Annotated in this window: 15 protein-coding genes and 1 tRNA gene; 13 read left to right on the top strand and 3 right to left on the bottom strand. The window is 37.1% G+C overall.

All coding sequences use genetic code 11. The annotated features are described in order from the left end of the window. The first annotated feature begins 12 nt into the window (after positions 1 to 12). From VXS03_RS08200 to VXS03_RS08140, 13 genes are all read left to right on the top strand, one after another. Positions 13 to 97 (top strand) — tRNA-Leu (locus VXS03_RS08200). Between the two features lie 413 nt (positions 98 to 510). After that, a complete protein-coding gene (locus VXS03_RS08195; RefSeq protein ID WP_327763128.1) occupies positions 511 to 1710 on the top strand; it encodes a site-specific integrase in 1200 nt (399 codons plus the stop codon). Positions 1711 to 1785: 75 nt separating this feature from the next. Next, positions 1786 to 2163 carry a hypothetical protein gene (locus tag VXS03_RS08190; RefSeq protein WP_327763127.1) on the top strand — a complete coding sequence of 126 codons (378 nt, stop codon included), beginning with the start codon at positions 1786 to 1788 and terminating at the stop codon, positions 2161 to 2163. Positions 2164 to 2174: 11 nt separating this feature from the next. Then, positions 2175 to 2720 carry a hypothetical protein gene (locus VXS03_RS08185; RefSeq protein ID WP_327763125.1) on the top strand — a complete coding sequence of 182 codons (546 nt, stop codon included), beginning with the start codon at positions 2175 to 2177 and terminating at the stop codon, positions 2718 to 2720. Between the two features lie 71 nt (positions 2721 to 2791). After that, positions 2792 to 3229 (top strand): DUF2787 domain-containing protein, encoded by a 438-nt coding sequence (locus VXS03_RS08180; RefSeq protein WP_327763124.1) that lies wholly within the window; start codon positions 2792 to 2794, stop codon positions 3227 to 3229. Positions 3230 to 3391: 162 nt separating this feature from the next. Continuing rightward, the gene (locus VXS03_RS08175; protein WP_327763122.1) at positions 3392 to 3604 is read left to right on the top strand and encodes a glycine zipper domain-containing protein; all 213 of its coding nucleotides are present in this window, start codon (positions 3392 to 3394) and stop codon (positions 3602 to 3604) included. An 898-nt stretch (positions 3605 to 4502) separates the two neighbouring features. Continuing rightward, complete coding sequence (locus VXS03_RS08170) at positions 4503 to 4703, top strand: hypothetical protein (protein ID WP_327763121.1); 201 nt, start codon at positions 4503 to 4505, stop codon at positions 4701 to 4703. 170 nt (positions 4704 to 4873) lie between these two features. Next, positions 4874 to 6760 (top strand): DNA polymerase, encoded by a 1887-nt coding sequence (locus VXS03_RS08165; RefSeq protein ID WP_327763120.1) that lies wholly within the window; start codon positions 4874 to 4876, stop codon positions 6758 to 6760. A 14-nt stretch (positions 6761 to 6774) separates the two neighbouring features. Further along, positions 6775 to 7032: a hypothetical protein gene (locus VXS03_RS08160; RefSeq protein ID WP_045044074.1), complete on the top strand. Its 258-nt coding sequence runs from the start codon at positions 6775 to 6777 to the stop codon at positions 7030 to 7032. Further along, a complete protein-coding gene (locus VXS03_RS08155; RefSeq protein ID WP_258191546.1) occupies positions 7022 to 7153 on the top strand; it encodes a hypothetical protein in 132 nt (43 codons plus the stop codon). Before VXS03_RS08160 ends, VXS03_RS08155 begins: the two co-directional genes overlap by 11 nt. A gap of 16 nt (positions 7154 to 7169) precedes the next feature. Continuing rightward, positions 7170 to 7841: a hypothetical protein gene (locus tag VXS03_RS08150; protein ID WP_327763118.1), complete on the top strand. Its 672-nt coding sequence runs from the start codon at positions 7170 to 7172 to the stop codon at positions 7839 to 7841. 393 nt (positions 7842 to 8234) lie between these two features. Beyond that, positions 8235 to 10124 carry an N-6 DNA methylase gene (locus tag VXS03_RS08145; RefSeq protein ID WP_327763116.1) on the top strand — a complete coding sequence of 630 codons (1890 nt, stop codon included), beginning with the start codon at positions 8235 to 8237 and terminating at the stop codon, positions 10122 to 10124. Continuing rightward, positions 10114 to 11151 (top strand): hypothetical protein, encoded by a 1038-nt coding sequence (locus VXS03_RS08140; protein WP_327763114.1) that lies wholly within the window; start codon positions 10114 to 10116, stop codon positions 11149 to 11151. The genes VXS03_RS08145 and VXS03_RS08140 overlap by 11 nt, the downstream gene beginning before the upstream one ends. Positions 11152 to 11184: 33 nt before the next feature. Here the strand turns inward: VXS03_RS08140 and VXS03_RS08135 are convergent, their stop codons facing one another. The 3 genes from VXS03_RS08135 to VXS03_RS08125 form a co-directional block, all read right to left on the bottom strand. Next, positions 11185 to 11463, bottom strand: coding sequence for a hypothetical protein (locus VXS03_RS08135; RefSeq protein ID WP_327763112.1), 279 nt, complete (start codon positions 11461 to 11463; stop codon positions 11185 to 11187). A gap of 760 nt (positions 11464 to 12223) precedes the next feature. Next, the gene (locus VXS03_RS08130) at positions 12224 to 13276 is read right to left on the bottom strand and encodes a D-cysteine desulfhydrase family protein (RefSeq protein ID WP_327763111.1); all 1053 of its coding nucleotides are present in this window, start codon (positions 13274 to 13276) and stop codon (positions 12224 to 12226) included. Between the two features lie 403 nt (positions 13277 to 13679). Next, positions 13680 to 14567 (bottom strand): LysR family transcriptional regulator, encoded by an 888-nt coding sequence (locus VXS03_RS08125; RefSeq protein WP_327763110.1) that lies wholly within the window; start codon positions 14565 to 14567, stop codon positions 13680 to 13682. Positions 14568 to 14681: the final 114 nt, after the last annotated feature.

Genomic DNA, 14681 nt, shown 5'->3' with positions numbered 1-14681 from the left:
AAGAGAATAAAAGCCCGAGTGGTGAAATTGGTATACACGACGGATTCAAAATCCGTTTCCTTCGGGAGTGACGGTTCAAGTCCGTCCTCGGGCACCAAATTTCAGAAGAAAGCCTTAATCGTAAGATTGAGGCTTTTTTTTTGCTTTATCGTTATTCTAAATTTCTTAAGTTCGCTTTTCACCTTGTCATCAATCAAAGGAAAGCGGGTTTAAGTCCCTTCGTTACATTTATTCCTACTTCATTGCACACCATATTCAACGTCTGGTTCATATCCTGTCTTTAACGGGCGATTTTCTGCACCTGTCATTTACCAAGTGAGTTAAGGCTTTCTGGTACGGCTGAGAAATTAGCTGGCTATCATGTGAGTATTAGCATGAGTGGCTGGTAAGTGGGTTCCTGAACTGCTCTGGTAAATTTGTGGGAAAGTCCTGTTACATTACGTTACCGTCACAACCCCAATTTCAAGCACATATTACTTCTTTGATATTGCTATCGAAATTGGAGTTAGCATGAAGAAGAAATTTAAGTTCACTACTACCAACCTAAAAGCCCTTCCACGTAATCCATCTGATTCACCATCCACTGAGTTAGAATTTTCAGATACCGAAGTCATTGGCTTGAAATGTTTATCAGGTAAAACTGATAGCAAACGCTTCTTACTGCGTTATCAATTTAATGGCAAAAAGAGAAGTATCGCTATTGGTCGCTTTCCAGATGTAGATCTTAGTATTGCAAGGAAGATTGCTCGTCAGTACAAAGTCCAAATTGCACAGGGTCAAGATCCGAAGCAAGAACGAGATATGGTTAAAGCAATGCCAACAGTGGGTGAGTTCTTTGACCAGACCTACTTGCCGTTAGCTAAGAAACGTAAACGTACATGGAAAGATGATATGCAGCGATTTAATGATCACTGCCATAAGATAGTCCACCTCAAGTATACGGATATGAATGCTACTCATGTGCTGCAAATTCAGTTAGCCATGAATAACGACACTACATTGCGAAAAGCCTATGCTCCTGCAACGTGTAACCGAGTAACAGCATTGCTCAAGACAGTTGGGAAACTAGCGGCACAATTATTAGATATACCCAATGTGGCTGAACGTGTTTCATTGCTACCTGAGAACAATGCAAGAACCCGTTATTGTGATGTGGCTGAAACTAAGCGCATCATCAGGGCTGCATTAGCTTATGACTGCAAAAGCATAGGGCCATTTATTGCTTTGCTGTTTCTGATAGGTTGTCGTGAATCTGAATTGCGGCTGCGTAAATGGGATGAGATAGATTTGGTGCAGGGTGTTATGAAAATACCACGGACTAAAAATGGTTCATCGCATACTATTTACTTATCAGAGTACATGATTGAAATCTTCAAACATATCCCTCGCATCATCACTAATCCTTATGTATTTGCTGGCAATATTATTGGCAAGCCCATAAGCCGTCCTAAATATGCTTATGAAATTATCAAACAACGCGCCAATATTAAAAATCCTGATGAAGTAGTGTTACATACGGCTCGACATTCTGTAGCCAGTAACTTGATTTCTAATGGTGCTGACATAAGTGCAGTGCAGAAATTGTTAAACCATCGTTGCATCGAAAGCACCTTACGTTATGCCAAGCTAAGTGAGGGTAAACAACGTGAAACAACCCAACAATTATCAAGTTTAATCACCAATTACAATCCATTAGATATTGATAAATAGCACAACCCATCAACTTAAATATTGCCCCATGTTCATAGCGAGCATGGGGCATTTTTATATCTGGAGAATCTGAAAATGAAACTAATTAATAACCTGCAAGACATTGCTCAACTGGGTTTAGCACCTGATATTGAGCAAGCGTTAATGCACAATCTTACTGAGCCGTTTGATTTTGATATTGAAGCAACACAAGCAACATGGGATGAAATCAATACCACGCTCTACTATATCGAGCCAAGTGATAGCGATGAGTCATTAAGCAAGGAAGATGAAGCTGAACAATCAATGCTGCGTTTTGTAAAAAACTATCCTGAGTTTGTTGATGCTATTAGTAATAGTCACTTGCTTGCACTCGCCATTATCACCAGTGATGGCGGTGGCTGTTATGTCTTTGCACCACTATCAAGCCAAACCCATATCGTTACTGAATTAAAAAACCACCTAAATAATTAAGGAGAATTACCATGCCGACCAAGAAGAAAAATGATGTAGTACAGGAAAATAACGTGACTGAAATTGATGCGCCAGAAATGGAAGCCACACAAGATGAAGTTGAGATTGATGAAACCGTATCAAAGGACGTTAAACCTGAAGTACCTGCTATTGATAAACATCTATTGGGTTACTCATTAATTGTTGAAAATGGTAAAGCATTAAAGTTAAGCCCTAAGACGCAAAACCATGTGTTTTACCAGATTGCTACTCAAGATGATGATGAGTCACTTCACATTCGTTTAAGTGGTAATGAGGGAGGTGGTTTGCACTCTAAAGAATGGATTTCAGTGAATGCCATTATTGAAGTGCTTGATGCAATGAAAGATCAACCCGTTAAAAGCACCATCTTAAAATCAGTCTTTAAAGGTGGTAGTACAAATAATGCTGCGTTCCTTGCTGCCGTGTTACGAAGTGATGAAATTGGCTTGCTTACACAATCTGAAAAGAGTGTATTCATCCATAAATTATCGGCCGATTATGAGGAGCGAAAAACCACACTGCTTAATCTGAAGTAACCACATCATCACTATTCATACCACTCACGTTCGCTGAGTACCTTCCACCCCAAAATCAAAAGAGAAAATGTATGCACTTAACTTTTAACGTTGAGCGATTGCTGCTGCCTGTAACAGCAAATTTGCAGCAGAAATTACAAACCATCGCTACCCAACATAATTTACCTACCACATCAACGTCAGCATTAACCTTTAACTTTCGTGACACTGGATACAGTGCTGAAAGTGGTGGCTGGCATCCTGTTGAAATCCGTATCGAGCAGGAAAATGGTCAATGGCATTTCAGCTACATCACTGACTTTAGCTATGTAGGCTACCCATATCCTGAGCTGGCTAAGGAAGTTGATTTTGACTTTGATAACGGTATTGCTTCATTTCTGTTTATGAATCAAGTACCCATTAGTTGTGATGATGTAATGGGCTTCTATCAGGTGTGGGAAATGAATTTCTTGGCTTATGTAGACATGGCGGTGTTTGACGAAATCAAAGTAACAGTAGAAAACCAATGAGAAAGTAAAAGACCAGAGCATGACAGGAGTAACAGTCATGGTCGATACCATAATTTGCGCCAGTTCATTAGCCCACAAGTTACAAGGGTTAATGGGCTGGCGTTTTTAGTTTTAAGGCAAACTCCCACGGATACGTCACCCGTGAGTAACAAGAGGTAAGTAATGAATAATTTAGGACGCTCATTAACGGCTGCGGTCATTATTAATAAAAATGAGGGGGAAACGCGTTATGAAGTTAAGCCATCACGTAAAGGTGCTATGAAAGGGGCTGCAACAGGAATGGTAATTGGTCGATTCTTTGGCCCAGTCGGAATGGCGACTGGTGCATTGGTCGGTGGAACATTGGGCTATGTGTTGGGGAGTGATGAAGATTAAGTAATACAGCTATTAATAATATTCATTTATTGGAGGAAGAAGATGGCAACGTCTTCTTTTTTTTTCGATGATGTAGTCAGGTTTGTAGCAGCACAATGATGAATACTAAATAGTTGCGCATAAATTTGGCTAGCAAAATGAAGCGCAGGAAGCAGCATATAAAGATGGAGAAATTAATATTAATAGGTGTGGGATAATATTCATTATCCATTACGGTGAAGTTACTCCTATTGAAAATAATGGTGAAGGTGATAAATGATATCAAATGACCCGAAGGTGTATTTTTCAGGGTATGGGTATGTAACTTGGTATACCCACCTATATCGATTTCAAAATTTAGCAGTGTGATTTTGTGCTGCAACATGATGGGCATGAAATAAACAGGTTAATTGAAGGTGTAAGTAGAGGGTATACACCCGAACGATATAAATTGCACTTTTGGGCCTGATCGTTATTGGTGTACTTTTGTGATATTAGGTGTGTTGAAGAATGTCACACCCCTTATCTAGCTAATCTTATCCAATTTATTTCATCGCCTCAATGTTCAGGCACCTCATGTTTGCGCATTTATGATGTGCTGATTATGTCTGGCTCGATATTAATGAGCTTGAAATTCTTCGTAATGACTATTTACTGGGTCTGTTTAGTTGATCTATATCAAATTAACGCATGTTTAAAATGTTTTTTTAAGCCCATTATTTTCTTGACAAAACGTAGAAACGTTTATATTCCCGATTAGAGCCTGAGAGGCATATTATAGATTTATCAAGCTTTTTCTATTAAATATGTGCTTTTTTTATGGGGTTTCAATTGTCAGAATCTTGAACTAGATTATGCACATCCCAGTCGCGACGGGTATTAATAACTTAATCTTATTACCTCATCTGGAGTGTTCGTAATGTCTACGAAAACAAATTTTGTAAAAGTTTCAACTGGTGATGTTATTGCTAAAGCCCTTATTGGCGCATGTAGTCACTATCCTGATCATGGAATAATGGTCCTCAACATTAAAGGGGATAAATTACTCTGGATCTCAGAACCAAGTAACGAGAAAGCTCGTGTGATTCGTGACGAGATTAACGCACAGATAATGGCTTAATAGTCTCTACTTAGTTCCTACTTTTTTACTAGAAATGTAAAGCGCTCTGCTAATAGGGCGGGACGCTTTACACCCTATTAAACCTGAAAATATAAAACGAATCACCCTCACTATTTTGTGTTGTTGGTGAGGGTGCTTCACACCTTAAATTCATGCTGGAATCTGAATAAATGAGTGAAGTAAAGCTCTTTAATAATATGGTGGCTATTGATGGTGAGCCTGATTTAAGTGCATTTATGCGCAATATGACAGCATCTACCATAATACCAGACACCCAAATGTCGAACGATGTTTCTGACGATATTAAGTCTGATTTAATGACGTTGGAAAATGATATTCCCGTTGCGTTCAACCCAATAACGGAGGCTATGGGTTATCAACCTATAACTCTGGAATGGGCGAGTGGTGAGACACTGTATGCAGGTTTCGATACTGAGTATCAGCATAACGCCATTACAGGTCAAAACGAGATAATCAGCTATCAAGTTGTTGGTCAAACTCAGCGTGGGCAATGTTCAGTCATTGTTTACCCTAAGAGTGGGGCTAAACATCATCGCTGGACATTTGAAGCCTTGGTTGGTCATTTGATTGCTGAGATGTTCGAGCAAGAACTACTCGATGAAGTGCCTAAGCAGGTTGTTGTTTTTGGTCACTTCTTGCGTGCTGACTTAACTACGTTCAGTGACTTCTGGAAGAACCAGAAGACAACGTTACGTGGTGTTAGTCGTACTGTGACATCTGCGATGCAGGATTATGGCGTTGATGTTCAAGCGCTTGGTAAACGTAAAGCAGGTAAAGATCCGCATGTTGTAGAAGCACCATCTGGTGAGAAATATCGCACTAAAGTTCGCTTTGTTGACACGTTAGCACTCAGTCCAAATGGGTCAGGTCTAGCTGTTATTGGTGAGCTTATTGGATTGCCGAAATTAGAGCTTCCTGATGGTTATGCCAAGGATGAAATGCGCCGATTTAAGGATGAACAACCTGATTTGTTCTATTCGTATGCAATGCGGGATGCTGAGATTGCTTTAGCTTATGGTTTGCGCATGTTTAAGTTCGCTACGGTTGATCTTGGGCTATCTAAATGCCCAATAACACTTGGTGCAATGGGCGTTGCTGTGTTCCAGAAGATGCTAAAAGACTCTGGTACTGATAAGCGTGATGTTTTTGGTGAGCGTGAAATTACGACTCAACATTGGAATGCCAAGTTAGGGCGACCTCATACTAAGAAGGAATTAGTGCCTACTGATGCTCGCGAGTTATTTGAGCATCTAACTATTCGTTGTTATATGGGCGGGCGCAATGAGTGCTTTTCATGTGGGCCGTCTGATGTTGGTACGTTCTATGACTTTGACTTATCAGGTGCTTATACGACTGGCATGGTTGATATCCGTCCTTTGGATTATGACAAAGCGTATATGACAACCAACATTGATGCTTTCTGTGGTCATGTTTGTGGTTTTGCTCGTGTCCGCTTTTCTTTTCCTGACGGTATTCGCTTTCCATGTATTGCTGTTCATCACGACTTATATGGGCTGTATTTTCCACTTACTGGTGAAACCTACACTACTGCGCCTGAGATTGAGGTCGCTCGTAATATGGGCGCAACAATCGAGATTTTGCAAGGGGTTGTGATCCCATGGCAGCCTGACAGTAAAGCTTTATTTCTATCATTCGTGCAGTTGATTCGTGAAAAGCGAACTTCTTATCCGAAGAAAAGCTATGAAGAGTCAATGTGGAAGGAGATCGGCAACTCACTTTATGGCAAGACAGCTCAGGGCTTGAGATCGAAGACGGCTTTTGAGTTGGCTAGTGGGTTGAGTAAAGACATTCCACGCTCTGCTGTAACTAACCCTTATTTCGCTGCTCATACGACAGGGTTCATTCGTGCAGTGATAGGTGAGTTACTCGCATCAGTACCTACAAACCGACAAGTGATTAGTGTCACTACAGACGGTTTCTTGACTGATGCACCAATGAACGAATTAGACCTAACAGGTCCATTATGTGCCCGCTTCAAGGCTCACAATGAGCTTGTCACTAACTATTTAAATTAAGACTGGAGAATATTATGAACTTTTTAACATCTAAAAAACTAGTGCAAATCTTTACCGAGATTGCAGGGAAAAAAATGTGTTACGGTGCGAAAGAAGCACCAAAACTGTTATTACAAGCATTTGAATCGATGGAGGGTGCTATTGATGATTCCACCATGCAGCGTATCTATAGCCGATTCTGTATCAAACTGAATGATAAGCCTGGTTGGGGATACAAACAATTAGCCACCATGTTGTCAGGTATCTTAGAGGAATCGATGAATGTTGGTTGAAAAACACCGTATATCGCAGGTGATAGCGATGAAGACACGAGGACAGATAACAGCTCAATCTATTGATGGACATCCAGCATTGTTGGCTAAAGCAGGTATTAAACCACCATGTCCGCCCTGACGGGCATAATCGTTACATGATCGATTTGTACTTGGATCGACAACCGAACCAAATGACAGACAATAGCCACCTAATATCAACGTCAGAGCAATGGCTTGCTGAATCTGATTTGGTGATGTTAAAGAAAGAAAGGCGGCTGAATCTGGAGTTTGATTTTAAGCGCAAGCTAGTAAACCCAAGAATGGTTGAAGTTGATGGTAAAGAACACATTAGCTTTGATTCAGTGCCGTGGCGAAGTGCGGAAGAAGCTCAGCAGGCTCGTGTTTTATTCGATGGATGGCGACCTGATAATTGTTTGAAGACAATGGCTGATTGGGAGTCTTGGGAAGATTACTACGAGTCAGCTATAACTACTAAAGGGACTGGAATTAAAGTTACTGCTGAAGGTTCTGTTGGGGTATTACGGCGAATATTCATACGGGCAGCAGTTCACAAGCAATGGGGGTGTGACTGTGGTTTAACCTACAAACTATTGTCTGAGCAATTGACTGGGCTTGGTTATGCAACCACTGTTGATGAGTGCAAGAATGCTAAGCGTGCCAAGTTACCTGAACATGCTGTGCCTGTGACTGTGGGAACTATTACGTTCGTTAAGATGTTGCTGGAACATTATCCTGCAATGGACTTGTTCAAGTTATTTCCATTCGGTCGCATGGATGAAATAATGCAACGGTTAACTAAGGTGTAAGATGGCTGTTTTGGATATGGTGTTAGTTCCTAACACCATATCACCATTCTTGCTATTACCATGACAGTGCGCTAATCCTTCTGTGATGTTCGTGCTGCTAATTAGCTGGCTATTCAAATTAAATGGGTTAGGTGTCTTCGTGATGCCTTGCCCATTTTTTTTTAGTTGGGCATGGTGTTTCACCCTGACAGGGTTGAAGTAGTATTGATATTAGAAGACTACAACCTGAAACGTACTGAAAAACTTACTGCTTAGTATGTGATAAACAAAATGGAAGCCTGATTCTGTTAAGGAGCAGGATTTTATCTTAAATGAGATGACAATTCAGCTTACGAACGGAGGGAGTACCTGTTAAAATGAGAAAAGACGTCCCCGTCACTTTTGGAGTTAATAGTGTTAATAACGATAGAAAATGATAATCAAATCAAACATCTGGTATCTAAATTACACGATTGTATTTGGAACTTAGAATCTAATAGTAATATCGTTGATAGGTTTGATGAGTTGGTTAAAGTAATACTTATTTCCAGTGAGATATCAAAAGAAGGTAACAACCTAGGTGTTGACTCTGTTAGAAACTACTATGAAGCTTATGTTGAAGGTTTAGAGTTTATTGTTCCTGATAATTTTAAACTAATTAAACTTAAAGATAATACAATAAATGAAGTTGTAAAAATAATCAGAAATTATGATCTAAGAAATTTAGTGACTGATTTTAAAGGTATGATGTATGAAGAAATAATAAAAAATACCTTTGAAAAGGGTGATAATCAACAGTTCTTTACGCCTCCTAGTATTGTCAAGTTTATGTGCGATATATTGAGCGTGGTTTCTAGTGGTGACGTGTGCGATCCTGCCTCTGGAACAGGAGGCTTCCTTATTGAGCTAATAAAGAGAAAAGGACATTTCAATTCTTATACTGCAATGGAAATTGATGATCGTTTAGCATGGGTTTCTGGCGTAAATATGCTTTCTCATGGTGCGTCTAATTTCTCAACGTTATATCACCCTGATGGCGGTTCTTTAGGGCTAGAAGCAGAAAAATATTTTGATACGTTTGATGCAATAGTAACTAACCCTCCGTTTGGTAGTGAATATAGTGATTCAGAACAACTTGATAAGTATGAATTAGGTAAAGGCAAGAGCTCGAGAAGAAGAGGTGTTCTTTTTATTGAAAGATGTCTTAAGTTTCTAAAAGAAAACGGACATCTGGCAATTATTATCGATAATAGTGTATTAAATGGTAAAGCTAATAGTGATGTTCGAGATTTAATTATTAGTAACTGTGAAATCGTTTCCATCATTAATTTGCCAGAAGAAACCTTTAAACCCTATGCATCGGTTCAGTCTTCTATTTTACTATTAAGAAAGACAAAGCGACCAAGTCGTGACGCTAAGACGTTTTTTGCATCTCCAGAAAAAGTTGGTAAAAAAGGTAATGGTGATGCTGACTATACCTTTGATGATAAAGGTAATGAAGTTCTAAATAGTGATTTAGAGCAGATATTAAATGCTTTTAAAGAGTTTTTTGTCTTAAATAAAACTAATGATAGTGAACTTTTTTATTCCACTAGCGTAATTGATACATTTAAAGTGAGTGACGGGGATAACCGACTTGACTTTATGTATCATCATTACTCTAGAGCTGTTGTTTCAGATTTACTTAAGATCCATTCAGATAACCTGTATAAACTTTCAGATGTGTGCGATGAAATTACATATTCAGTAAATCCTTCACAAGACTTGCAAGGTGATTATATAAAATATACAGGATTATCTAATATTGAAGCGAATAGTGATATTTTCTACCAATCAACAACTCACGCCAATTCAGTCAAGAGTTCTGTTAAAAAATACACTTATGGTGATGTCTTGTACTCAAAGTTAAGGCCTGAGCTTAGAAAGAGTGTAGCAAGTAAATTTGAAGACGGGGTATGTTCATCTGAGTGTTTTGTTTTCAGGATCAAAGACGAGTTTTCTAACCTTACACCTGAGCTTTTAGCTGCGATCTTACGTTCTGATTTCGTATACGGTCAGATTGTTCACAAAATAACAGGAACAGGAAGACCCAGAATTGGTAAAAAAGACATTATGAATGTTCTAATTCCATATGATGGTAAGTTAGAAAAAACTATTGTTGAATATACATACCTTAAAGATATGAACGAAATAAAACGCTTAAAGTTAGAAATAGCAAGCATGCTGCGTAAAGTCGAAACATTGAAAGGTGATGCAACATTAAAGGTTGTAAATAAGCTGCTAGGTGTAAATTATGATAAATAAAGAACAGATTTCAGAGATTCTATCCGTTGCTATAAACAACATCAATCAAGGGATTTCTAAAAAAATCACTATTAGAAAGTCAGATGAAAATCCACCAAGAGACACTCGTCATTTAACTGATACAAGAACTCGAGTCTCAACATTATTAGAATACTCTTTGACGTATGAAGTAAATAAAGTTTTTCAAGAGAGAGGGACATCAAATTCTTTATCTACAGTTTTATGGAATGTTTTCCCTGATCTTATTGTTCGTGATGGCAATATGAATAATATAGCCGGGTTAGAAGTTAAAGCTCTGGATTTGGCTGCTGAAGAAAAGTCGGCAAATTTACATACACCGATATCATATATAAGAAAAGGTAAAGACTTTTTGGTTATATTGTCATGGGGTTGGGTAAGAGAAGTAACAGATAATTACGATATATATTATCCTCATGTTTATGATGTTGGTATTTTTGATGCTTGGTTAATTGCAAAAATTAGGGATACTACATGGTTGATTAATAATAATGAACGCTGTAAAGGCTTTGATATTAACACACCAATTATCAGTGATGGCAGTGCCTTTGACTCCTTTAAAGCAGAAGAGGGTAACTTAGGTAAGGTTATGCGCATAAAAATGAGCAATGCCACTAGTGATAATGTCTCTTATTATGCTGAAATGGTTGCGGAAGCTGAAGATTATAGTCAATTTACAAATCTAGTTTTGGGGCGTAGTATTGTAGAAACTGCAAGAGAAGTTATAAACTTTTTAGATTCTGAAGTTAGTATTAATATTGATCTTACTGAGTATCCCGAAACTGCAACCGTAGTTGCCGAAACAACGTATGATGATCGTAATATTTTGTTTGTTGCTGGTAACAAACAAACTGCACAGCTTCGAGAGAGTTTTAATGAGTTAGATACTTATATTTTTATTGGTTCTAAATTGAACTGGAAAGTATTTAATTACAATAATGGTTGGAAAGAAATTGCAAATGGTAAGAAGCCATCTATTGAACTTGATAATATAAAGAGCTGTTTGTAATAAAAATGCACTCATTAAAGAGTGCTTTTTTATTTATTGTTCAAGACCTATTTCGTTTCTCACTCTATAAAATTCAGTGTGTATATCTTCATTATATGCTATTCCTGATGAGTGACGAATTATTTGAAATAATTGTTCCAGACTTTTATCTCTAAAAAGAGTTATTTCTTTTATATCCTTTATTAAGAAAAGTTCATCGATGCGATTTATTAAGAAAACATAACCTACATTTTCATTAGGTGTACCGACAGGTGTTATACATATTGAGAAAGTATCATCACCATCAGGAATAGATCGTTCTAGTTCTTCCATTGTAAAAGACGAACAGGTGAATGCTATTCGCGTAGCAGGCAGATCTTTGTGACCAGAAAAGTATTTAGGCAAAGCAAAGTTCCTAGTTGATAAAAGTTCATATAGTATATCTTTACGTTGAAGTTTCTAGCAATTTATCCCAGAATCTAGATGTGGTGTTAGTTGGTTAGTGATTCTCGATACGACTTGTCGATGAAATTCCGTGGTAAAATATGGTAAAACGGGATAGGACTATGCGAGCCTGCTTACGCTATAGGGTAGTTACCATGTATTCAGGTATGGATATAACTTCTAGTGATTGTCCATACGCTGAATTAGCCCGGCGTTAAGGGATTCAAAATCCGTGAAGGATCATAACCGCACTGAGTTAGCCATAATGTGATTTTCTGGCTGCAATAATGGTTGAGAAATAGCTGCTGGCTAACATGGTTGATGTTATGAGTGTGAGTGCGTATTACTGGTAAGGTATACACGTTTTTTGAGCGAAGCGTTAAGGGATTCAAAATCCGTTTCCTTCGGGAGTGACGGTTCAAGTCCGTCCTCGGGCACCAACTAAAATAATAAAGCCTCAGCTCACGCTGGGGCTTTATTGCATCTATCTTAATCAAAAACTTAGCTCTGTTTTTTTCTGGTCAACTTCCTGTTCCATTCTGTTAAAGCCCCTCTGTAAAACTGTTGCTCTTGTTCTATTTGATACGGTAAGAACCTCGTTGGTCGAGTTGTGATTGATAGGGTGTAATCAGATAAGATAATTACTGCTTTAAAATAAATCGCCCAAGATATCTTTCTCAGCGAATAAAGCGGTCGCACCGCCTGTATGTAAAAATATAACATTACTTCCTGATTTTATTTTACCGGTATGGATATCATTAAGTAATCCAGCAAATGCTTTACCTGTATACACGGGATCTAATAATATTCCTTCTTGCTTCGCCAGCAATTTAATAGCAGCTGAAGAAGCTTCACTTGGACATTCATAGCCTGGCCCTAAAAAATTTCTATTTAGATCAAAATCACTTTCTATGACAATGGGTTCTGCGCCTATATATTCAAGAGCACTATTTGCATTTTTTACATTGCTGGAAATATAATTATCACTTTCACTTAGGGTGATAACGGATTGAACATTAATATTTGAACTGATGAGTTTTTTACCGGCTACTAGTCCAGCCATCGTCCCGCCAGATCCTGATGCATGATATAAATAGTCGAAATCAATGTTCATTTTCTCTGCTTGTTCTTCAATTTCAACAAATCCAGAAATATAGCCAACGGTCCCAATTTCATTTGCTCCACCAACAGGAATATTCATACATTTCTTTCCTGTAGCTTCCAGTCTTCTAATATGTTCAGATCCTAATTTAATTGCTCTTTTAGTCGCATCACCAAATGATTCGTTCTCTTTTAGATCAACAATATGAAGTTCAGCATCAAATATTTTATCGAGTAACAAGTTAGATTTAATATCATTCTCATCAGGGTCAACAACCGCAGCAAGGTATAATACGCTCTTAAGGTTACTTGCTGCTGCCGTCCATGCTGTCTGCATAGCGTGGTTTGATTGTGTAGCACCATAGGTAAAGACATATTCACACTTATCCTCAATAGCTTTGCCTATTAGAAATTCTAATTTTCTTGTTTTATTGCCTCCAAATAAGTTTTTTCCAGTAAAGTCATCACGTTTAATATAAAGATTAATGCCAAGTGCCTTTGATAAACGTTCAAGCTTATGCATTGGTGTTGGAAGAAAACATAATTCAACTCTAGGAACCAGAGATATGAGTTGCTTTGCTTTCTTAATATTTAATGACATTTAATTTCTCCGTTTCATATTCTGTATTAAGTGGATCTATTTACAGAAAATTTATTAAGGGGTTATAAGCAGCTTTGTATCATAATGTTTACTCTAGCATTGCTACTTATAGCAGTAAAATTCATATTTTATCGTGTTAATAATTCCAATATGGAATAATTTAAGTGTTAATACTGAGTAAAACTTATTCGCTAAATAATAGATAGAACTAATACTGTATTTAAGCTCATAATTTTAAAGCAGGAATTCTAAATTGATGGAATGATAAAAATATAATGTACTTCAGTAATAAGTTGGCTTTTAGTACTTTCAGACTAGGGGAGAAGATAGATAATTTACCTTATATCTTATTATTATGTTTTGTGCCGATGTAAAGTAGAAGAGGTATTGTTATATCTAGGCATTAATATGCTTTTATATTTGAATCTGACGATAACGTTTCTTTTATTGTAGAGAGTAAATCATCGATTAAAACATTAGCGTTGTTTGCCTTTACTGCATAATATATTAATCTTTTAGGGGGCTCATTTTTTAATGGGATAATTGAAATATCGTTATTTTTGGAAATATATTCTGCAACTGAATATGGAACAATCGACCATAATTCAAGTTTATTTACATACCTTTCAACTTGAGATATAAGATCACATTGAATTAGTGGTCTTTCGTTATTAAATGTTAATTTAAACCAAGAAGAAAATTCCGTAGAATAAGCTGAATAGACAGATTTAGATACATCAAGACTATTTAGGTCAATAACTGAACCATATTTATTCTTGTTATGGCATATAAAGACCATTTTTTCCTCATATAAAGGATATGTATTTATGTGTTGTCGGTAAATATTATTGCCAACAAATGCAATATCAATAATATTAGCCTCAAGTGCGTCAAAGCATTCTTTATAAGAAATGTTTTTTATTTTGAATATAACATTATTATTTTTTGAATATAATTTTTCTATTGCATCATCAATCGCAAGTGTATATGGGCCATCAGATGAGGCTATTTTTATTAAAGATTGAGATGAAGTGTGTTTTACTTCTAAAGCATCTTTATTTAATTGTTTTATTTGATGGAGAATGGGAATTAGTTGGTGCGCTTTTTCACTTAGCTCAATAGATTTTATTCCTCTATTGCGCATGAAAATTTTATAACCTAATTTATTTTCAATATCTCTTACTTTTTTACTTAATGCTGGTTGTCCTATATATAAGATTTTTGCTGCTTTTGTGAAATTACGATAATCGCAGATCGTTAAAATAGTAACAACTTCATCATAGTTTAACATTCCCTCTCCTGTCATCATGATCATAAAGAATTATTATCTGTATTAAATCTCAATTTTACAACAAAAAATCCTGTTGATTGTCTGAGTTTGGATATAGTTAATTAATAAAAACCA

Source organism: Photobacterium sp. S4TG1 (genome assembly GCF_036040035.1).
Classification (GTDB): Bacteria; Pseudomonadota; Gammaproteobacteria; order Enterobacterales; family Vibrionaceae; genus Photobacterium.
This window is presented reverse-complemented; position numbering and strand designations above follow the sequence as displayed.

Bases quoted from the DNA above. Each gene is read 5' to 3' on its own strand.
- VXS03_RS08195 (WP_327763128.1), top strand. From the start codon at position 511: ATGAAGAAGAAATTTAAGTTCACTACTACCAACCTAAAAGCCCTTCCA.
- VXS03_RS08190 (WP_327763127.1), top strand. From the start codon at position 1,786: ATGAAACTAATTAATAACCTGCAAGACATTGCTCAACTGGGTTTAGCA.
- VXS03_RS08185 (WP_327763125.1), top strand. From the start codon at position 2,175: ATGCCGACCAAGAAGAAAAATGATGTAGTACAGGAAAATAACGTGACT.
- VXS03_RS08180 (WP_327763124.1), top strand. From the start codon at position 2,792: ATGCACTTAACTTTTAACGTTGAGCGATTGCTGCTGCCTGTAACAGCA.
- VXS03_RS08175 (WP_327763122.1), top strand. From the start codon at position 3,392: ATGAATAATTTAGGACGCTCATTAACGGCTGCGGTCATTATTAATAAA.
- VXS03_RS08170 (WP_327763121.1), top strand. From the start codon at position 4,503: ATGTCTACGAAAACAAATTTTGTAAAAGTTTCAACTGGTGATGTTATT.
- VXS03_RS08165 (WP_327763120.1), top strand. From the start codon at position 4,874: ATGAGTGAAGTAAAGCTCTTTAATAATATGGTGGCTATTGATGGTGAG.
- VXS03_RS08160 (WP_045044074.1), top strand. From the start codon at position 6,775: ATGAACTTTTTAACATCTAAAAAACTAGTGCAAATCTTTACCGAGATT.
- VXS03_RS08155 (WP_258191546.1), top strand. From the start codon at position 7,022: ATGTTGGTTGAAAAACACCGTATATCGCAGGTGATAGCGATGAAGACA.
- VXS03_RS08150 (WP_327763118.1), top strand. From the start codon at position 7,170: ATGATCGATTTGTACTTGGATCGACAACCGAACCAAATGACAGACAAT.
- VXS03_RS08140 (WP_327763114.1), top strand. From the start codon at position 10,114: ATGATAAATAAAGAACAGATTTCAGAGATTCTATCCGTTGCTATAAAC.
- VXS03_RS08135 (WP_327763112.1), bottom strand. From the start codon at position 11,463: ATGGAAGAACTAGAACGATCTATTCCTGATGGTGATGATACTTTCTCA.
- VXS03_RS08130 (WP_327763111.1), bottom strand. From the start codon at position 13,276: ATGTCATTAAATATTAAGAAAGCAAAGCAACTCATATCTCTGGTTCCT.
- VXS03_RS08125 (WP_327763110.1), bottom strand. From the start codon at position 14,567: ATGTTAAACTATGATGAAGTTGTTACTATTTTAACGATCTGCGATTAT.